Below are 19,713 nucleotides of genomic sequence, written 5' to 3' on the forward strand. Positions count from 1 at the left end.
ACCCACGGTTTCCCCAGCCTCCTGTGGAAAACCCTGTATCCCCTACGGGGATAGGGCTTCCGCTGTGGACTGGAACCGGTTCCCACCACCACTCGGGTGCCGTCCCGCCGTTCCGGGAACCGATGAGAACCGGCAGGTCAGCGAACCATGACCCGCCCTGGTCAGCGCGTCCGACGGCCCCGGTAAAGGGTGATGCTCTGCTTCACCGGGACCAGGTCCCGGCGGTACTGGCGGTGCACGTCGGCCACCGCCCGGCTGCCGTCGGAATGGGCAACCTCCAACTCCGCCTCCAGCCTGGCCACCTCGGCCTCGAGGGCCAGGACCCGCTTGACCCCCGCCAGGTTCAGGCCTTCGGCGGTGAGTTGGGAGATGCGGAGCAGCAGGACGACGTCGGCCTCGCTGTAGCGACGGTTGCCACCGCTGGTTCGTGCCGGGTCGACGAGACCCCGCCGCTCGTAGATGCGGAGGGTCTGCGGATGCATGCCGGCCAACTCTGCGGCCACCGAGATGACGTAGACGGCCTGGTCGGGTCCGGGGCGAGAGTGCGGCATCAGCGGGCTCCCTGCATCGGTCATCAGTCTGCCAGCCTGTCACGGGGACTGCCGTCGGTGACCCCGTCGAGGGTCTCGATGGCGGCCTGTTCGGCGTCGCTGGGATCGGTCGGCACGTGGACCTCCACGGTCACCAGCAGGTCGCCGGTGCCCTGTCCGGCCGGGACACCCCGCTTCCTGACCCGGAAGGTTTGGCCACTGCGCGTTCCGGCCGGGACCCTGAGGGTGACCGTCTCTCCCTCGAGGGTGGGCACAGGGATCTCGGCGCCCATCACCGCCTCGGGGAAGCTGATGGGCACGGCCACGGTGAGGTTCCGGCCACGGCGTCCGAACCGCCTATGGGGTTCGACGGCCACCACCACGAACAGGTCTCCATCAGGTCCACCGCGACCCGGTTCGCCCCGTCCCTTCAGCCGGATGCGCTGTTCGTCGTCGACTCCGGCCGGAATCCGAACCCGGACCTCGCGGGGGCGCCGTTCAGCGCCCGAGCCCCGGCACGTCCCACAGGGATCTTCGATGCGGTGGCCACGTCCGCCACAGGCATCGCAGGGCCGACTGAACGAGAACGGGCCCTGGTCGTCGGCCCGGACGCCCCGGCCGCCACAGGCATCGCAGCTCGTGGGACGGGTCCCCGGGCGGGCGCCACTGCCCGAACAGGTGGAGCATGCGGCGTCGCTGACCAGGTGGACCGAGGTGGTGACACCGTGAACCGCTTCGATGAACGACAGCGTCAGGCGGGTCTCCAGGTCGGCGCCTCGACGACCACGCGGAGCGCCGTGGCCCCCTCCCCCGAACAGCCCGCCGAACAGGTCGCCCAGGTCGAAGCCACCACCGCCCGGAAAGCCACCCCCCGGAAATCCGCCACCCGGCATGCCACCGGCCATGGGACCCATCGCCCGGACCTGGTCGTACTCGGCCCGTCTAGCCTCGTCGCCGAGGACGTCATAGGCAGCCGAGACCTCCTTGAACCGGGACTCGGCCGCTTCGTCGCCCGGGTTGGCGTCGGGGTGCAGCTTTCGGGCCAACTTCCGGTAGGCCTTCGTCACGTCCTTGGCCGACGCACCCTTCTGCACGCCGAGCGTGGCGTAGTAGTCCTTCTCGAACCACTCGCGCTGGGCGGTCATCGTCGCCTCCGGCTCCGCCGGGTCAGCCCCGGACCTTCACCATGGCGGGCCTGAGCACCCGGCCTGCCCAGGCATACCCACGACGGAGTACCTCGACCACCACCTGCCCGTCGTCGCCGGCCTCAGCCGGTTCGTGGAGTACGGCCTCGTGTCGGGTCGGGTCGAACGGCTGGTCCATCGGATCCAGGACCTCCAGCCCGGCCGGCTCGAGGGCGTGGACCAGCGAGCTTCGGATCGGCACGACGCCGTCGGCACCGTGCTCGATGGCCAGGTCACAGGCGTCGAGCACCGGCAGGAGGCGCTCGGCCAGGGCGCCCCGAGCCCGGGCCCCGACCTCGATGCTCCGCTTCTCGGCCTGCTTCCGGAAGTTGGCGAACTCGGCCGACACCCGCTGCAGGTCGGCCAGGTACGAGTCCCTCTCCGCCTCCAGAACACCCATCAGATCCAACACAGGATCGCCTTCCAGGTCGTCGATGACCGTTGCGTCGACTTCGGCGATCGTGGGATCTGGATCGACCGGGACGGAGGACGACGGACCGGAGACGTCTGTCGACGGGTCGTCGGCCTCCGGCCCTGACGACGGCTGAGACATGTCGTCAGGAGTCAGGTCGCTCACGACTCGTTGACGATCTCGGCATCCACCACGTCCTCGTCGGACCCCGATCCATCCGAGGCCCCAGCGGAGGCCCCAGCGGAGGCCGCCTCGGCCTGGGCCGCCTCGTAGAGGCGCTGGCCGAACTCCTGGCTGGCCGTCATGAGGGTGTCGGTGGCATCCGCGATCGCCTCGATGTCGTCTCCCTCGAGGGTGGTACTGAGCGCGGCCAGCTTCTCCTCGACGCTGGACCGCTCGTCGTCGGTGAGCTGCTCGCCCTGGTCGGCCAGGAGCTTCGCCGTCTGGTACACGAGGTTGTCGGCCTTGTTGCGGACCTCGGCCTGCTCGCGACGGACCCGGTCCTCGTCTGCGTGGGCCTCGGCATCGCGGACCATCTGGTCGATGACGTCCTTGTCGAGCGACGACTGGCCGGTGATGGTCATCGACTGCTCGTTGTTCGTCGCCCTGTCCTTGGCCGCCACGTGGACGATGCCGTTGGCGTCGATGTCGAAGGTGACCTCGATCTGCGGGGTACCCCGCGGGGCGGGCGGCAGGTTGATCAGCTGGAACTTGCCGAGGGTCTTGTTGAACTGCGACATCTCCCGCTCGCCCTGCAGGACGTGGATCTCGACCGACGGCTGGCTGTCCTCCGCCGTGGTAAACACCTCGGAACGCTGGATGGGGATGGTGGTGTTGCGCTCGATGAGCCTGGTCATCACCCCACCCTTGGTCTCGATACCGAGCGAGAGCGGCGTCACGTCGAGGAGGAGCACGTCCTTGACCTCGCCGACCAGCACGCCGGCCTGGACCGCTGCGCCGATGGCCACCACCTCGTCCGGGTTGACGTTCTTGGAGGGATCCCGGCCTGCGATCTCCTTGGCCAGATCCACGACGGCGGGCATCCGGGTGGAACCGCCCACGAGGATGACGTGGTCTACCTCTCCCCTGGTGAGGCCCGCGTCCTTCACGGCCATCTCGAACGGCTTCCGGCAGCGATCCAGCAGGTCTGTGGTGAGCTCCTGGAACTTCGCCCGGCTGAGCGTGTAGTCGAGGTGAAGCGGCCCGGAGTCGGTCGCCGTCACGAACGGCAGGTTGATCTGGGTCTGCTGGACCTGCGAGAGCTCGATCTTGGCCTTCTCGGCGGCCTCCTTCAGCCGCTGGGCTGCCATGGCATCGGAGCCCAGGTCCACACCGTGGTCGTTCTTGAACGACGTGACCAGCCAGTCGATGACCGCCTGGTCCCAGTCGTCACCACCCAGATGGGTGTCGCCGTGCGTGGCCTTCACCTCGAAGACGCCGTCACCGATCTCCAGCACCGACACGTCGAACGTGCCGCCACCCAGGTCGAAGACGAGGATGGTCTGTTCGGTGCCGTCCTTGTCGAGGCCGTAGGCCAGGGCTGCCGCCGTCGGCTCGTTGATGATGCGGAGCACCTCGAGGCCGGCGATCTGTCCCGCCTCCTTGGTGGCGGTGCGCTGGGCGTCGTCGAAGTAGGCCGGCACGGTGATGACGGCCTGGTCGACGGTGGTCCCGAGGTAGGCCTCGGCATCCCGCTTGAGCTTCTGGAGGGTGCGAGCCGAGATCTCCTGGGCGGTGTAGTCCTTGCCGTCGACGCCCTGCTTCCAGCCGGTTCCCATCTGGCGCTTCACCGACCGGATGGTTCGGTCGGGGTTGGTGATGGCCTGTCGCTTGGCCACCTCGCCGACCAGGACCTCGCCGTCCTTGGCGAACGCGACCACCGACGGGGTGGTGCGGGAACCCTCGGCGTTGGCGATCACGACGGGGTCGCCACCCTCGAGGACGGATACCACCGAGTTGGTGGTTCCGAGGTCGATGCCCACGGCCTTGCTCATGGTTCTGACTCCTTCTTCTCTGTCTGCTGAGAGATCTGTACGGAGGATTCGCCCCGTCGGACCCGAGAGGAGGGGGAGGGATCCCGGGCCGACGGAGCAGGATAGGGACTGCCTACAGCAACTCCACCCTTTGTATATACTACCACTCTAGAATGTTGAGTGCCTCTATAGCAACTTCTGTTCGAAGAAATTACCGTGGGCGGCCCACCGAGCCGGTCCGGTACCGTTGGCCCCGCCGACCTGCCCCTACACAGGACCCGCCATGCCCACCCTGATCCTCCTTCGCCACGGCCAGAGCGAGTGGAACGCCACCAACCAGTTCACCGGCTGGTACGACAGCGACCTGACAGCCCGCGGCGAGGCCGAGGCCCGCGAGGGTGCCCGCCTGCTGGCCGCCGCTGGCATCCTGCCCGACGTGACCCACACCTCACTGCAGACCAGGGCCATCCGGACGGCGAACCTGGCCCTAGACGCCCTCGGTCGTTCCTGGATCCCGGTTCGTCGGAACTGGCGGCTCAACGAACGGCACTACGGCGACCTCACAGGGCTGGACAAGGCGACCACCAGGGAGCAGTACGGCGTCGAGCAGCTCCAGGCATGGCGGCGGGGCTACTCGACGCCTCCACCACCCATCACGGCCGACAACCCGTACAACCCCAACGACGACATCCGGTACGCCGACATCAACCCACCTCTGGCCGAATGCCTGGCCGACGTGGTCGACCGGATGCTCCCCTACTGGGAGGAGGCCATCGCCCCAGACCTCCGGGCCGGCCACGTGGTGCTGGTGGCTGCGCACGGCAACAGCCTCCGGGCCATGTGCAAGTTCCTTGACGGAATCACCGACGACGACATCACGGACCTGAACATCCCGACCGGAACCCCGCTGGTCTACGACCTGGACGACGAACTGCGTCCGGTCGAGGCGAAGCCGGTGCTGGAGCGCTCGCTGGACCCGGATGCCGCCCGGGCCGCCGCCGCCGCCGTGGCGAAGCAGGCCGGCTGATCCGTTCCGCTGCGGGCGCGGATCGGGCGGGCCCCGAAGGACCCGCCCGTCTCCCTGCGAACCGTCTGGCTCAGCCGGCCAACACCGGCTCCGGGCCGTAGCCCGGCGAACCGTGCTCGGCCACGTCGAGGCCGGCCAACTCCTCCTCAGCCGACACCCGCAGGCCCACCGTGGACTTCAGGACCTTGAACAGGATCGCCGAGGTGCCCAGCACCCAGGCGGCAACGATCACCACGCCGATGGCCTGCACCAGCAGTTGGTCGATGCCGCCACCATAGAAGAGGCCGGCGTCGTCACGTCCCAGGAACGCGTCGTCGTACCTGGCGAACAGGCCGATGGCCAGGGTGCCCCACACGCCGCACACCCCGTGCACGGAGACCGCGCCCACCGGATCGTCGATGCCCCTGCGCTCGATGAACAGCACCGAGTAGACGACGATCACCCCGCCGATGAGGCCGACGACCACCGCACCGGCGAAGGTCATAGTGCCGGTCCCGGCGGTAATGCTGACCAGGCCGGCCAGGGCGCCGTTGCCGGCCATGCCGACGTCCATGGCACCGGTCTTCCTCCAGATCACGGCCCCGGCGCCGACCACCCCGGCAGAGGCGGCGAGCAGCGTCGTCATGATGCAGTGGGCCACCCAGTTGTCCATGGCCAGCTCGGAGCCGGCGTTGAAGCCGAACCATCCGAACCAGAGAACGAACACGCCCACCACCACGAAACCGACGTTGTGGCCGGGGATCGCCCGCGGCGTGCCATCGGGTCCGTACTTGCCGATCCTGGGGCCGAGGAACACGGCGCCCATGAGGGCCGCCCAGCCACCAGCGCTGTGCACGATGCTCGAGCCGGCGAAGTCGCTGAACCGGGCGTCGCCGATGTTCAGGTCCGAGAGGATCCCGTCGCCGTGCCAGAACATGTGGACCACCACCGGGTAGATGAACCCGCTCATCACCAGGCTGAACAGCAGGTAGGCGGAGAACTTCGTGCGCTCGGCCATGGCCCCCGAGGCGATCGTCACCGCCGTGGCGGCGAACACCACCTGGAAGAAGAAGAACGACGGCGTGGCCAGCACGTCGCCGTCGGCGAACGACTCGGACATGCCCGAGAGGAAGAAGCTGTCGGTTCCGATAAGGCTGCCGCCGTCGGTACCGAAGGCGAAGCCGAAGCCGACGGCCCAGAAGGCCAGGGCGCCGACCGCCATGTCGGCCAGGTTCTTGGCCATGATGTTGCCGATGTTCTTGGCCCGGGTCATCCCGGCCTCGACCAGGGCGAACCCAGCCTGCATGAGGAAGACCAGGCACCCTGCCAGGATCAACCAGAGGCTGGTCATCAGGGCCGCGTTGTACTCAGCCGGCGTCAACTCCTGGGCCACAGCCGGTGTCGCAGTCAGGACGACGGCGGCCACGACCCCGAAGAGGCCGAAGCCCACCTTGTGGAGCCGGCTCCTTGCTGCCCTGCGGCTCCACGACGTGTTGATTGATCGGGTGATACTTCTCACGATTGCCCCTCCGGAGGTGGACGTCGGTTCGAACGGTCCGAAGGTACGGGTGGTGGATTTCGCCAACGTTCGCTCAGCGTGACAGCCGCGAAACGGTTACCTGACCGGAACCTGACCGGTGCGGATATGGGGCACCCTGGTTGACCCCCGGTTCACAACTACGAAACAGGCGGGAAACAGGCGGCCCCTACGGTCGGGCATGGACAAAAACCCGGATACCCATACGGTCGGGCCATGGACGGCAACGCTGCGATGGAGATGACGGACGTGGCGGTCGTCCGGTGGCCCAGCGAGGACCTCAGGCTGGACGAGTTGAGACAGCGGGGCGTACCGCGCCTGGCCCTCGTCGCCCCCCAGGCTCCACCGTTCGCCCCCGTCGATCCCCTCGAGGACTGGGTACGGCTCCCGGCCGCCGAGGCCGACGTCCGCGCCCGGGTCCTCACGCTGGTCGCCCGGGCCGAGGACCACCTGCAACGACGGCCGGAACTCACCGACGAACGACTCCTGCGCTACGGCCGCTGGTGGGTGACCCTCGCTCCGGCCGACGCCCGCCTGGTCGCCCCGCTGGTCGCCCGATTCGGTGCCGTCGTCAGCCGTGGAGAGTTGGCGAAGGCCGGCTGGCCCGACGGCCTGCCCAGCCGCAACTCGCTGGACGTCCAACTGGGACGGCTCCGCCGACGCCTGGAAGGGTCCGGCATGTCCCTGAGGACCGTACGGTCCCGCGGCTGCGTGCTCGCTTCTGCCGTCTGACCGGGCCTCCGGACGACCGAGTACACCTCGACGTGAGTCTCACCAGACCAGAACGGGCCGATAGTCTCGGCCGACCATGAACGAGCGCAGACTCCGTCCCAACCACGCGGTAATCGGCCTCGGAGTACTCGTCGCACTGTTCACAGCCGCATCCGGCGTCGCCTCGGTGGTGAACGGGTTCCACGACGACTCCCCGGTCACCCGCGAGGTCTTCGCCAACGTCCCCGGTCCACTGAAGCTGGCCTTCTACACGGTCATCCCGGTGCTGATCATCTACGGGGCGGTGCTGTTCTCGTACCGGGTCCAAAACTGGCAGCGGGGCACCCCGGACAATCGGTCCACCAACGCCGGCAACGCCAGGCGGCGCTTCGGCGACTTCCGGTCGGGCGTGTACATGCAGACCCTGCTTCGTGAACCGGCGGCCGGCGTCATGCACGCCCTCATCTACTTTCCCTTCCTCATCCTGCTGGCCGTCACCACGGTGCTCGAGGTCAACCACCAGGTCCCGGAATCGATCAAGTTCCTCCACGGCGACGTGTACCGGGCCTACACGGCGGTGGGCGACATTGCCGGGGTGCTCTACCTGGTCGGCGTGGTGTGGGCGATGCTCCGCCGCTACGGCCCCCCGCGGTTCCGCCCCTATCGGATCCGCATCAAGTCGAAGCCGGAACACGCCGCCGTGCTCCTCGTCTTCCTGGCCATCGGCGTTACCGGATTCGGAGCCGAGGCATTCCGCATCGCGCTGCAGGACTCGCTGGGCGGCCACGGGGCCGAGGCCGAGACGTGGTCCGTCGTCGGCTATCCGCTGGCCATGGCCATCGTGGGGTCCGACTGGCTGGTCGGTGACCTGGCCGGGTGGCACCAGGGCTGGTGGATCGCCCACGTGACATCGTTCATGGCTTTCCTGGCCCTGCTGCCAATAACCATGATCCGGCACATGTTCACCTCGCCGCTGAACATGTACCTGACTGACAGGGACCGCCCCAAGGGCGCCATGAAGGCGATGCCGAACCTCATGGAGACCGAGTTGGAGAGCTTCGGGGTCTCAACCATCGAGGAGTTCACCTGGAAGCAGTTGCTGGACACCGACTCGTGCACGATGTGCGGACGCTGCACCAGCGTCTGTCCGGCACACGCTACCGGCAAGCCGTTGGACCCCCGTGAGATCGTGCTGAAGGCCGGCGAGGTGATGGCGGCCACCGGCACGCCGGTGGTGTCGCCACCCATCGGCACCGACGCCGAGATCTCGGTGCCGGCCAACTGGATGTTCGACCGGATCACAGGTGACGAACTCTGGGCCTGCACGTCGTGTCGGGCCTGCGATGAGATCTGCCCGGTCAACATCGAGATCCTGGACAAGATCCTCGACATGCGGCGGTACCTGTCGCTAATGGAGTCGGACTTCCCCAGTGAGCTGGGAAGCGCCTACCGCTCCATGGAGAACTCGGGAAACCCGTGGGGACTCTCCCAGAGCGAGCGCGCCGACTGGATCGGCGACATCGAGGGAATCGACGTCATCGACGGCGGCGACCCTCTGGAGTCCGAGTACCTCTACTGGGTGGGCTGCGCCGGCTCGTTCGACGACAAGAACAAGAAGGTCTCCAGGGCCATGGCACAGCTGATGCAGCGCGCCGGGGTGTCGTTCTCGATCCTGGGACCGTCCGAGATGTGCACGGGCGATCCGGCCCGACGGTCCGGCAACGAGTACATCTTCCAGATGCTGACCATGCAGAACGTCGAGACGCTCAACTCGATGGGCGTGAAGAAGATCGTCACCCAGTGCCCGCACTGCTTCAACACGCTGGCCAACGAGTACCCGCAGCTCGGCGGCCACTACGAGGTGGTACACCACAGCCAGCTCCTGGAGTGGCTCATCGACCAGGGGAAGTTGGACATGAGCAGCGCACGCCTCGACGAGCGGATCGTCTACCACGACTCGTGCTACCTGGGTAGGCACAACGACGTCTACCAGGCGCCCCGCCGTGTCATCGGCAGCCTGGGCGGCGTCCAGGTTGTGGAGGCGGAGCGCAGCGGGACCAAGGGGATGTGCTGTGGTGCCGGCGGCGGCCGAATGTGGATGGAGGAGGACATAGGCAAGAACATCAACGTCGAACGGTCGCAGGAGCTGCTAGCCACCGGCGCCACCCGCATCGCCACCGCATGCCCGTTTTGCTACGTCATGATCGACGACGGCGTGAAGGGCGAGGGCGTGGAGGAGGACCAGGTGAAGGTCGGCGACATCGCCCTCCACGTACTGGACGCCATAAGGGCCGGCGAGGCGGCCGCGGCCGACGCCACGTCCTGACCACCCACGGACACAACACCCGGGACCACGGCACGGCAGCCCGGCTCAGAGGTCGAAGAACCGGGCGGCGTTGCCGCCCAGCACCGCTTGCCTCTGGTCGTCGACCAGGTGTGTCGAGGTCTCCACGAGCCTGCCGGGATGCTCCTCGCCCAGTAGGAACGGATCGTCGGATCCCAACATCACCCGGTCCGCACCCATCACGCTGACAAGCAGGCGCAGGGCCTCGTCGCTGAACACCATCGAGTCGACGCTGAACCGGTCCACGTAGCTGGACGGCGGCTCGGGGCAGTCGGCCCGCACCAGGTCGCGTCGGCGCCAGGCATTGTCGACCCGCCCCAGTTGGGCGGCGAAGTTGCCGCCTCCGTGGGCGAAGCAGATCCGCAGGTCGGATGGCAACCGCTCGAAGGCCCCGCTGAGAATCAGCGACAGGATGGCCAGGTGTGTCTCGGCGGGCATTCCGACCAGCCACCGCAGCATGTGGGTGGGCATCCGCTCGCCGGCCATGGTGTCCCACGGGTGCACCAGCACCGGTATGGCCTCGGCGGCACAGTGGTGCAAGAACCGCACCATCTCCGGGTCGTCCAGGTTCCGGCCGCCGACGTGGTTGCCGATGTGCACGCCCACATGACCGTCGGCCACCGACCGAGTCGCCTCGGCACAGGCCCTCTCGACGTCCTGGAGCGGAACCTGGCAGAGCGGCCTGAGCCGCTCCGGGTGACCGGCGCACATCTCGAGGGCCAGGTCGTTCACCAGCCGGGCCCACGGTGCGGCGACGACCGGATCCGACGAGTAGCCGAACAGCAGCGGCGTGGCCGACACGACCTGCACGTCAATCCCGTGCCCGTCCATTCGGGCGATCCGCACCTCAGGATCCCACAGCGACGCCTCGACAGGACGAAACTCGGCGTTCCCCGACATGAGGTACCCGGTGCCGTCGCCGTCGTCGCGCAACCACGGCCCGTCGGAACCGAGCATCGCCCCCTGGCCCCGGCTGATCCGGGGAAAGAAGTGGGCGTGGACGTCGACGGTCCGCGGGACCACCGGCTCAGCCCGACCCGGGATGGACGACGCCGCAGTTCGGACAGGTCCGGGCATCGACGTCCGCCGAGAACGCTGCGAACACCGATGGCAGGTCGTCGACGATCGAGGCCACCGCCACCTCGACCCGGTGCAACAGGTGGTGGCACCCGTCGCAGAACCACTCGAAGCCGTCGACCACACCGTCCGGGCGGGCGAACTCGACGACGATCCCGATGCCGTCGGGATCGGTGCGTCGCGGCGAGTGACGGACGTGGGCGGGCAGCATGAACACCTCGCCGGCCCGGATCTCCACGTCACGCGGGGGACATCCCGGTTCCTCCATGAGGCGCAACACCATCGACCCCTCCAACTGGTGGAAGAACTCCGGATGGGGATCGTCGTGGTAGTCGACCCGGCTGGTCCCCCCACCCACGACCATCACGTCCATGGGCGAATCCGTCCAGAGCAACCGGTTGGCCACCGGCGGCTTCAGCTCGTGACGGTGCTCATCGATCCAGGCCTGCAGGTCGAAGGGGAGTCGCACGGCTCAGGTCCCCGCCGGAAGGTGTGCCGTGGCCCTCACCTCGATCAGGAGGTGTGGATGGGGAAGCGCCCGCACCGCGACGGTGGTGCGGGTCGGCGCCGCACTGTCGGCGAAGAAGTAGGCCCACGCCTCGTTCCAGGCATCGAAGTCGTCCATGTCCACCAGGAACGCCGTGACGTCGACGAGGTCGCCCCGGTCCAGGCCGACGGTGGCCAGCACCCGCTCGACGTTGGCCAGCACCGCCCGGGACTGCACGGCGGCGTCCAGCCGCACCGAACCGTCGGCGGCCACCTCGGCACCTTCGATCGATTCGTCGACCCGCCGGGCGCTGGTACCGGACACGTACACGTGGTCGCCGGCCGTCCGGACATGGGGAAACGCGCCCCGGGCCTGCGGCAGGGGGTCGGGACCAACCGTCACCGGTCGAAGTTCTCCCAGTAGCGGCTGGGCCGCGGGCCATCCTGACCCCGGTACTTCGACCCCAGCTCGCTGGAGCCGTAGGGCCGGTCGGCGGGAGTGGTCATCCGCATGAAGGAGATCTGCCCGATCTTCATACCCGGGTAGAGGGTGATGGGAAGGCTGGCCACGTTGGACAGCTCCAGCGTGAGCTGGCCGTCCCACCCGGCGTCCACATACCCGGCGGTGGAGTGGATGAGAAGGCCGAGCCGTCCGAGGCTGGACTTGCCCTCCAGGCGGGCCACCAGGTCGTCGGGTACCGCCACGCGTTCCGAGGTGGAACCCAGCACGAACTCTCCGGGATGGAGCATGAACGGGTCGTCGTCCGACACCTCAACCTGCTCGGTCAGTGCCGAGAGGTCGGTCCGGACGTCGATGTGGCCCATGGTGTGGTTCCGGAACACAAGGAACCGGTGGTCCAGGTGGAGGTCTATCGAGGACGGCTGCACACACGAGTCGTCGAAGGGGTCGATGACGATGCGCCCGGCGGCGATCTCTTCGCGGAGGGAGCGGTCGGAGAGGATCATGGCCCGCCGATGCTAGGCCGGGTCGGGCGACGCCGCAGCCGGCGTCTTAGACGTCGGAGCTGCCGACAGTCCGGCCGGTCCAGGGGTTGGTACCGAAGAACTGGCGGATCAGCGCCTCGTAGTGACCGAGCGGGTTTGAGTCGTAGCCCGGGTCGAAGGCTGGCGAGTCGTACTCGGAGCAGAACTCCTCGGTGAGGGCGTAGTGCGGCGAGTCGGCATAACGGTCGCGGGTGTTGCGGTCCATACCGAGATGGTGCCAGAAGTAGTACCCCTGGAAGATGCCGTGGTGCTCCACCATCCAGTGGTTGGCCTCGGACACGAACGGCTTGAGGATCGCCGCCCCCACATCAGGATGGTTGTACGGAGTGAGCGGATCGCCCAGGTCGTGGAGCAGGGCGCACAACACGTACTCGTCGTCCTGACCGTCGCGTTCGGCCCGGGTGGCGGTCTGGAGGCTGTGCTCGAGGCGATCGACAGGAAAGCCGCCATAGTCATCGCGCAGGTGTTCGAACTGCTCGAGGATTCGGCTGGCGAGGACAGCTTCGAGTTCGCCGCGCTGTTCCATGATCAGCATCCAGTCGTCCTGCGTGGACTCCTGGAACGAACGGAACGACGCCCGAGGGGGAGTGGCCTGGTCGGTCATGGTGTGTCAAGCATCTTGTCGAATTGTGCCTCGGCCACAGCCGTAGCCTCGGGGTCGGGGCCCGGTCCGGGCGTCGCCAGCGACCAGTGGTGGCCGTAGGGGTCGACGAGGCGGGCGTAGCGGTCGCCCCAGAACACGTCCTCAGGACCGTGTAGCAGCGTGGCACCGGCGGCCACTGCCCTCTCGATGGAGGCATCCACGTCGGGGACGTCGCGGTGCAGGCAGACCGGCGTGCCGCCAATTGCGGTGGGCGAGGTGCCCCGGCCACCGTGCATCTCGGGAAAGTCGTCGACCACAAAGATTACGAACCCGTCGAACGAGACTTCGGCATGGAGCACGCGCCCGTTGTCGAGGGCATGGCGGAACAGTTCCTCGGCGCCGAACGCCTCCTCGTAGAAGTCGAGCGCCGCGGCAGCGCCGTCCACGCAGATCTCCGGGACGACCTCGGTGCGCATGGGTCGGTGGGTCTCGGCCATGGTGATCCCCTTCGCCTCGTCGCGAACCTAGACCGCGCGCCCCATCCGGCACCTGCCAGACGGCTGTGAATCCGGCAAGATCGCTACGCTGGCGGCTCCCGCGGGTGTAGTTCAATGGTAGAACCCCAGCTTCCCAAGCTGATGACGCGAGTTCGATTCTCGTCACCCGCTCCACCGGGCCACGTCAGCTGCGTCGACCTCCGCGGGCCTGCTCGGCAGCACGTTTCGCCCGGGTCAGCTCGACCCTCGCCGGCATCTTCCCGTAGTGGGCGTCGAGGGGATAGCAGCCCGAGACCAGGCCGTTGCGGGGAGCCGTCGTGCAGTCGCTGAACGTGCGACAGACCCGTCGCCTGTCCAGCCCCCGCCCCTCGACCACGTCCGCCGGCAGGTCGTGGTAGCTGAGCGCCATCCTCCCGATGCCCACCGCGTCGACCCGCCCCGACCGCACCTCGGCCTGTGCCACGTGCGGCAGCCACTCCTGGAGGTACGAGTACCCGGAACCGACGAACACCAGGTCCGGATGACGGGCCTTCAGCTCTGCGGTGGCATCCAGCAGTCGTACCACGTCGACCAGCGGGTCCTGTGGCGGTAGGTAGCCGTCCGAGGGAGGGAAGTAGGCCGGCCTCTGGGCATGGGGGCAGTGGTACGGACTACCGGCGGTGGTGCAGACCATCGACACACCGACCTCGGCCAGCAGGGCCAGCAACCGGTCGGGTTCCTCCAGGTCGATGCCCACCCCGGAGCCGTCACCGCCGAAGGCGTGGCGGTACTCCCCATCCGATGCTGGCACGCCCACGCCGTCCGGTCCGGCGATGAACGGGACCAGGTCGTAGAGGCTGAGACGCACACCGAGGCCGAGCGCGGGCACCCGTGACCTGATGGCCTCCAGGGTCCGACGGTGGAAGCGGCTCCGGCCGTCGAGGTCGCCCCCGTACGGACCGGGACGGTCCACACCACTGAGCATCTCGTGGAGGAGGTAGCCGTGGCAGGCCTTCAGGTCGACGAAGTCAAAGCCTGCATCGGCGGCCATGGCGGAGGCCTCCACGAACCTGTCCGACAGTTCGTCCAGCTCGTCGTCGGAGAGGACGGAGGCATCGGTTATCGGAACGCGGTGGTCGAGGAGCGGATGTCGATACCCGACACGGGGGACCGGGTTGCCGGAGGGTCGCGACCACCTACCGGAATGGGTGAGTTGCAGTCCGACGAGGAGGTCGTCGGTACACCCGAACCGCTCGACATGGGCGGCTACCAGCCGGGAACGGAGCCCCGAAAGGTCGTCCACGGCGTCCGCACCCATGCACAGCTGGTTGGGGTTGGCACGACCGTCGGCACGGACCGCCACGGCCTCGCCACCCCAGACCAGCTTGGCGCCGCTGGTTCCGAACCGTTCCCAACGTCGGCGGACCAGGTCGGTAGGACGACCGTCGCTCGTGGCGTCCCAGCCCTCCATGGGCAGCACGGCGAACCGGTTTCCGACCGTACGCGTCACCCCGTCGGCCAGCCCTACGTCGAACGGCCGGGCCAGGGGAGCGTCCGTACCGTCGACCAGCTCGGCATCAAAGCAGAGGTCCAGGCCGACCCCGTCCAGGTGGGCTCGGAACGCGTCGGCATCGGCCAGCTTCCGCACCTGGACGATGGGGCGACGGTCTGTCACGGCAGCACGCCCAGACGCTCTGCGATGTCCCTGAGCACGTCGACGTCGGCATCCGGGCGCAGGGTGACGCCGTCGGGGACCCGGCTGGAGCCGATCCAACCCCGGAGTTCCAGGAACAGCGCCGCATCGTGGCGGTAGCCGGGCACGGGCTCCCGGAACGTGAAGTCGCCCAGTTCCTGCAGCAGGTTGTTCAACTCGAAGAACCCGGGGTCGCCGGTCGCCCACATCCGGTCCCTCTCGGCGAACCGGTCGGGGGCGAAGGTGCTCAACCCGAGGAGGTAGTCGGAGCCGTACATGACCATGTCGATGGCCAGGTCGTTGCCGGTCAACACCATGAAGTCGGGCCTGGCCTCGTCGCGTGCCGCAAGCCTCTCCCACTCCGGCACGCGGTCCAGCGAGGAGTGCTTGGCACCCACACAGGCATCGATGCCCAGGAGCTCCCGATAGGCGTCCAGGTCGTAGATCCGGCCATAGGGCACGAACATCGGCCCCAGCTCGAACGCCAGGAACCGATCGCACTGTTCGGCCAGCGCGGCGTGGGCGCCGACCCAGCCGTCACCGTCCAGCGCCGTCAGCCCGTGGGTTGGGAAGACGATCGGCAGGCCGCCCCGGGCGGCGATGCGGTCGACCTGGCGGCGGTAGCCCTCCAGGTCGAACCGGTCACCGGCCCGGTCGTCAAGGTGGGCGCCCGCCACGAACCCGTCGCTGTTGGCGGCAGCCACCTCCAGGACCCGGTCCCTGGTGGCCTCGTCGAGCACCTGGACGAAGCCGGTGTCCATGTTCACGGCCGGGGTGAGGCCAGCTCCGGCGGTGCGAGCCACGTGGGAGGCGAGGCCGTCCCAGTCGACGGCGCCGCCAGCGGTGTGGGGCAGCAGGACGGCCGACATGCCGGTGATGGTCCGTCGGGGACGGACTCGTGCATCCGGATGGGTGACCACAGGCTCGACCGCGTCCATCAGTCCTTCCCGGCGAATCGCAGCCGGAGCAAGGCTTCCACGTCCATCTCCTCGTGCGGCTCGGTGGCCCGGTCACGTTGGTGCTCCAGCAGGACCCGAGCCGCCTCCGGTGGAACCGGCAGCTGGTCCGGCCCAGACCCGGTTCCCGTCGGGCCGGCCCACACGGTGCAGGACAGGACGTGTTCACCCGGTTCGAGGTCGCCCTGGAGGACGGGCACCGCGGTGGACGGGGCCAGCATCCCGGCGTTGGGCGGCAACGGTCGTACCGAACCGGTCCGGCTCCCGTCGCCGTCCACGAGCCCACTGCGATCGTGCACCGTCCGAACCTCGACGGCGCCGTCGGACAGCACGACCTCGACGTCCGACGGACCCTCGGTGAGGCGGATCGATTCGACGGCCACCGCGAAGCCCGTCTCGACGACGGACAGGGCACGCCCGGTGCGGATGAGGTGGAGGCGGTGGTGGCAGGTCGCTCCCCCGGCCAGCACGGTGTCGACCACCACGTCGGGCCACGGACGCCACCTCGACCACAGCATCGGACCGTCGACCGGGTCGTCCTGGATGAACGCCTCCTCGACCCGGGAGCGGCTCTGCCGGTCCGCCCCGTCAACCAGGACGATCGTGGAGTCAGTCATCGGGGCGCCGTAGTGGAACTCGACCTCGCCGCCGAACCCGTAGCGCGAGGAGTAGGCGAACTTCTCGTACTTGGCCGCCGTCTGCTCGATGAACCGGACACGCGACGACCGCTTCCCCGACAGGGCGACGGCATGGTTCTCGTCCCGGTCGAGGATCCAGCCGGCCGGCGGCTGGGCCACCGGGCGATCCAGTGGGGGTTGCGGGCCCTCGTCCGCCGTCCAGAACGGGTGGTCGTCAGGGGCGGCCACTGCCGCGAACGCCTTCATGGCCCAGTAGGGCGACCCCGCCGAGTTGTAGCCCTCGGCGAGGCGTCGGTTGTCGTACCCGTATCCGATGGACAGGACACCGTCGCGGTCCGAGATCGGCCGGTCGGCCCACCAGCGCAGATGGCGGGCCCAGTGGCCGCGGGCCTCGTCCCACGGCACGCCCTCGACGTCGGCCAGGGCATAGGCCCCCCACAGGCTGGACTGGGCGAACCGGTAGGTCATGCTCCGGCCGTACGGGATGCCGGCGCCGTCGGGGCCAAACCAGTGGCAGAACTCGGGGCCGAACACCCGGGCTCGTTCCAGGTACCGGCCCGCCGCTTCTCGGTCGCCGAGCCCGGAGGCGTGGAGTACCAGTCCGTAGGTGTGGAAGGCGAACGGTAGGTACCAGTCGACGTTGCCGAGCACGCCGTCCCGGTACCAGCCGTCGGACACGTGGTACTCCTCGATCCGCTCGACGGACCGCTGTGCGGCAGCCGGATCGCCCGGAGCGCCGATCCGTTCCCGACCAACGTGGACCAACAGCCTGAAGAACTGCCAGTTGTTGGCTGCCGGCTCGAACTCGTCGATTCCGTCCAGCCATGCCAGCACCCGCTCCTTCGCCCCGTCGCCGAGCGGGTCCCAGAAGTGCTCGGGGGTGAAGGCAATGGCGAAGCCGACGGCCGCCATCTCGACCATCCTCTGGTCGGTGTCCCCGGTGCAGGCCCCCCAGTACTCCCCACCGTCCGGGTCGGTGCCGGCGACCAGGCCCTCGCACCACCGGTCCCAGTGGTCGAAGTGCCCGCCACCGACAACCAAGGGCACGATCCCGTAGAGCGGTCGGGCATACCCCTCCAGCTCGGCCACCCGCCGGGGGAACAACGCTGCACCACTCCCCAGGCGGACCCTGGCGCCGCCCGGTGACATGTGGGGGAGGACCGGTTCGACCAGGTCGCGGACGGCCTGCTGGGCATCGGCCTTCGTGGCGAACAGGTTGCCGGCCATCGGGTTGGCCCGGGGATCAGGCATCGGTGGGCTCCCCGGCCCCCAGCCAGGTTCGTAGCGTCACCGCGTCACCCGGCAGGTTGGCCGGGTCGTCGTCTAGTACGTACTCGAGGAAGGCGTAGCGCTCCCTACCGCCGTCGGTCCACGGGTCCGGGCCGCTGGGCTCCTCCAGGGCCCGTTCCCAGACCCCGGCACCATCGGCCAGCGGCTGCCGGTCGTCGAACCCGGTTCCCCAGGAGAAAACGTGGAGGTGGGAAAGCCGTGGGCGGACTGCCGCCAGTTCCTCCAGGGCCGACGCATCGTCGAGTGACGGGTTGGGCTGCCAGTAGGTGAACAGGTTCGGCCTATTCACGGCAGACAACAGGTCGAGAGTCGATGCCGCCGTCTCGGTGAGCGTCCCCGGATGGAATTCGAGCGACGTGGTCAGGCCCCTCTCAGCAGCCACGGCCGCTAGGGCGTCAACGCCGGCGGCGACCTCCTCCCGTTCGGTCGCCGGCGCGTCGGGGAGCACGCCGAACGGAGCCCAGATCCGCAGGTTGGTGACCCCGAGAGCGCCCGCCGTGTCGGCGGCCCGGGCACCGTCGTCAGTCGTGGACCGGCCGGCCATCAGGTACGTCCCGTAGGACGGGCAGGCCAACCCCGCTTCGGCGCACCGTCGGCCCATCGCGGTGGCCCGACCCAGGTCACCGACCTGCACGTGCACGTCGGCCCCCCATTCGATTCCGGCCAGCCCCGCGTCGGCGGCCGCCGTGAGGACCTCCTCGGCGGCCAGGGTCCGGAAGGTGATCGAGCAGAGCCCGGCCTTCACCCTGGTCACGCGATCCGGTCCATGGCGTCCCGGGTCACCGGGTGAAGCGGCGGTCGTCCGGCCACGAAGCGCTCGACCTCGGTGACGGCCAGGTCACCCATGCGGGCGACCTCGCTGCCCATCGACCCCGCGATGTGCGGGGTGAGCACGACGTTGGGAAGGTCGTAGAGCGGGGATTCGCTCGGAACCGGCTCGGGGTCAGGGGTGTCCACGAAGGCGTTGAGTCGCCCCGAGACGAGCTCAGCCGTCAGGGCGTCGGTATCGACCAGCCCGCCCCGGGCGGTGTTCAACAGCCAGGCACCGTCCCGCATGGTGGCCAGTTGATCGGCGCCGACCATGTGGCGGGTGGACGCCAGGAGCGGGGCGTGGAGGGACACCAGGTCGGAGGAGGCCAGCAGTTCGTCCATGTCCACGAGTTCCACCCCCAGCTCCAGTGCCTCCCTGTCGGTCAGGTACGGGTCGGCGACCACCACCTCGACATCGAGGCTTCGAAGTCGTTCGATCACCAACCTTCCGATGGTCGAGGCACCCACCAGGCCTATGCGGCGGCCCCGGCTGCCCATCCGCGCCTGGTCGACAACGGCCGTACGGCCCCTCGCATCCCGATGCCTATCGCGGACGGCAAACACGTCCTTGGTGATCATGATGATGGCGGCGAACGTGAATTCGGCAACGGGGACGGCGTTAGCCGAGGCGGCCGAGGTGACGACGATGCTCCGGTCCCACAACGACTCGGTGACCAGCGACCGGACGGTGCCGGCAGCGTGTGCCACGAGCCGAAGTCTCGGGAGTGTGACCAGGCATTCGGCACCCAACATCGGACACCCCCATCCGGTCACCAGCACCTCGACGGTGCTGGGAACCTCGGTCGCGGTTGCGAAAGCGACAGGCGCCACCAGGTCGACCACCGACTCGAGGCGCCCACGGGCATCGACCGACAGGACGAGCGCCTCCAGTCCGGGGAGCATCAGCAGTGCGGCAGGCGGCCGATCGATGGCGGGCATGGCATCCCATGGTCGCCCACTCCCCCATCAGAGGCCAATACACGTCGATCTGCGGCGACGTCT

At 68.6% G+C, this 19,713-nt stretch carries 19 protein-coding genes and 1 tRNA gene; 4 read left to right on the forward strand and 16 right to left on the reverse strand.

From position 1 onward, the window contains the following. Positions 1-161: 161 nt before the first annotated feature. The 4 genes from MK177_04035 to dnaK are packed head-to-tail and all read right to left on the reverse strand — an operon-like array spanning position 162 to position 4,120. Positions 162-575 carry a helix-turn-helix transcriptional regulator gene (locus tag MK177_04035; GenBank protein ID MCH2426484.1) on the reverse strand — a complete coding sequence of 138 codons (414 nt, stop codon included), beginning with the start codon at positions 573-575 and terminating at the stop codon, positions 162-164. After that, entirely contained in the window at positions 575-1,675 is a 1,101-nt protein-coding gene (gene dnaJ, locus MK177_04040; GenBank protein ID MCH2426485.1) for a molecular chaperone DnaJ, read from the reverse strand. Before dnaJ ends, MK177_04035 begins: the two co-directional genes overlap by 1 nt. A 22-nt stretch (positions 1,676-1,697) precedes the next feature. Then, on the reverse strand, positions 1,698-2,291 hold the full coding sequence (locus MK177_04045; protein ID MCH2426486.1) for a nucleotide exchange factor GrpE: 594 nt from the start codon (positions 2,289-2,291) through the stop codon (positions 1,698-1,700). Further along, the gene (dnaK, locus tag MK177_04050) at positions 2,288-4,120 is read right to left on the reverse strand and encodes a molecular chaperone DnaK (protein MCH2426487.1); all 1,833 of its coding nucleotides are present in this window, start codon (positions 4,118-4,120) and stop codon (positions 2,288-2,290) included. Before dnaK ends, MK177_04045 begins: the two co-directional genes overlap by 4 nt. A 262-nt stretch (positions 4,121-4,382) precedes the next feature. Here dnaK and MK177_04055 point away from each other — a divergent pair, with 262 nt between their 5' ends. Next, positions 4,383-5,126 carry a phosphoglyceromutase gene (locus MK177_04055; GenBank protein ID MCH2426488.1) on the forward strand — a complete coding sequence of 248 codons (744 nt, stop codon included), beginning with the start codon at positions 4,383-4,385 and terminating at the stop codon, positions 5,124-5,126. 70 nt (positions 5,127-5,196) lie between these two features. Here MK177_04055 and MK177_04060 read toward each other — a convergent pair whose 3' ends face one another. Continuing rightward, positions 5,197-6,624: an ammonium transporter gene (locus MK177_04060; GenBank protein MCH2426489.1), complete on the reverse strand. Its 1,428-nt coding sequence runs from the start codon at positions 6,622-6,624 to the stop codon at positions 5,197-5,199. A 234-nt stretch (positions 6,625-6,858) separates the two neighbouring features. Between MK177_04060 and MK177_04065 the strand changes: the two genes are divergently transcribed. Next, positions 6,859-7,374, forward strand: coding sequence for a helix-turn-helix domain-containing protein (locus MK177_04065; GenBank protein MCH2426490.1), 516 nt, complete (start codon positions 6,859-6,861; stop codon positions 7,372-7,374). A 76-nt stretch (positions 7,375-7,450) separates the two neighbouring features. Beyond that, positions 7,451-9,679 carry a 4Fe-4S dicluster domain-containing protein gene (locus MK177_04070; GenBank protein MCH2426491.1) on the forward strand — a complete coding sequence of 743 codons (2,229 nt, stop codon included), beginning with the start codon at positions 7,451-7,453 and terminating at the stop codon, positions 9,677-9,679. A gap of 45 nt (positions 9,680-9,724) precedes the next feature. Here the strand turns inward: MK177_04070 and MK177_04075 are convergent, their stop codons facing one another. From MK177_04075 to MK177_04100, 6 genes are read right to left on the reverse strand one after another with little or no spacing between them, the layout of a single operon-like run. Beyond that, a complete protein-coding gene (locus MK177_04075) occupies positions 9,725-10,720 on the reverse strand; it encodes an amidohydrolase (protein MCH2426492.1) in 996 nt (331 codons plus the stop codon). Between the two features lie 4 nt (positions 10,721-10,724). Then, complete coding sequence (locus MK177_04080; GenBank protein MCH2426493.1) at positions 10,725-11,243, reverse strand: 3-hydroxyanthranilate 3,4-dioxygenase; 519 nt, start codon at positions 11,241-11,243, stop codon at positions 10,725-10,727. A 3-nt stretch (positions 11,244-11,246) separates the two neighbouring features. After that, positions 11,247-11,663, reverse strand: a complete 417-nt coding sequence (locus tag MK177_04085) for a RidA family protein (protein MCH2426494.1) — start codon at positions 11,661-11,663, stop codon at positions 11,247-11,249. Continuing rightward, positions 11,660-12,226 carry a dCTP deaminase gene (gene dcd / locus MK177_04090; GenBank protein MCH2426495.1) on the reverse strand — a complete coding sequence of 189 codons (567 nt, stop codon included), beginning with the start codon at positions 12,224-12,226 and terminating at the stop codon, positions 11,660-11,662. The genes MK177_04085 and dcd overlap by 4 nt, the downstream gene beginning before the upstream one ends. Before the next feature lie 46 nt (positions 12,227-12,272). Next, positions 12,273-12,869, reverse strand: a complete 597-nt coding sequence (locus tag MK177_04095) for an HD domain-containing protein (GenBank protein ID MCH2426496.1) — start codon at positions 12,867-12,869, stop codon at positions 12,273-12,275. Next, the gene (locus MK177_04100; GenBank protein MCH2426497.1) at positions 12,866-13,345 is read right to left on the reverse strand and encodes a VOC family protein; all 480 of its coding nucleotides are present in this window, start codon (positions 13,343-13,345) and stop codon (positions 12,866-12,868) included. Before MK177_04100 ends, MK177_04095 begins: the two co-directional genes overlap by 4 nt. A gap of 100 nt (positions 13,346-13,445) precedes the next feature. On the opposite strand from MK177_04100, the gene MK177_04105 reads away from it, so the two are divergent. Further along, positions 13,446-13,519: transfer RNA gene (locus tag MK177_04105), tRNA-Gly, on the forward strand. 10 nt (positions 13,520-13,529) lie between these two features. On the opposite strand, the gene MK177_04110 is transcribed toward MK177_04105, so the two are convergent. Genes MK177_04110 through MK177_04130 form a run of 5 tightly spaced genes read right to left on the reverse strand, consistent with a single transcriptional unit; the run spans position 13,530 to position 19,650 of the window. Continuing rightward, positions 13,530-14,999 carry an NADH:flavin oxidoreductase gene (locus MK177_04110; protein ID MCH2426498.1) on the reverse strand — a complete coding sequence of 490 codons (1,470 nt, stop codon included), beginning with the start codon at positions 14,997-14,999 and terminating at the stop codon, positions 13,530-13,532. Continuing rightward, positions 14,996-15,955 carry a dihydrodipicolinate synthase family protein gene (locus MK177_04115; GenBank protein ID MCH2426499.1) on the reverse strand — a complete coding sequence of 320 codons (960 nt, stop codon included), beginning with the start codon at positions 15,953-15,955 and terminating at the stop codon, positions 14,996-14,998. The genes MK177_04110 and MK177_04115 overlap by 4 nt, the downstream gene beginning before the upstream one ends. After that, positions 15,955-17,862: a DUF2264 domain-containing protein gene (locus MK177_04120; protein MCH2426500.1), complete on the reverse strand. Its 1,908-nt coding sequence runs from the start codon at positions 17,860-17,862 to the stop codon at positions 15,955-15,957. Before MK177_04120 ends, MK177_04115 begins: the two co-directional genes overlap by 1 nt. After that, positions 17,855-18,655, reverse strand: coding sequence for a sugar phosphate isomerase/epimerase (locus MK177_04125; protein MCH2426501.1), 801 nt, complete (start codon positions 18,653-18,655; stop codon positions 17,855-17,857). The genes MK177_04120 and MK177_04125 overlap by 8 nt, the downstream gene beginning before the upstream one ends. Then, positions 18,652-19,650 carry a hydroxyacid dehydrogenase gene (locus tag MK177_04130; protein ID MCH2426502.1) on the reverse strand — a complete coding sequence of 333 codons (999 nt, stop codon included), beginning with the start codon at positions 19,648-19,650 and terminating at the stop codon, positions 18,652-18,654. Before MK177_04130 ends, MK177_04125 begins: the two co-directional genes overlap by 4 nt. Positions 19,651-19,713 lie beyond the last annotated feature (63 nt).

Source organism: Acidimicrobiales bacterium, assembly GCA_022452145.1.
Taxonomy (GTDB): Bacteria; Actinomycetota; Acidimicrobiia; order Acidimicrobiales; family MedAcidi-G1; genus UBA9410.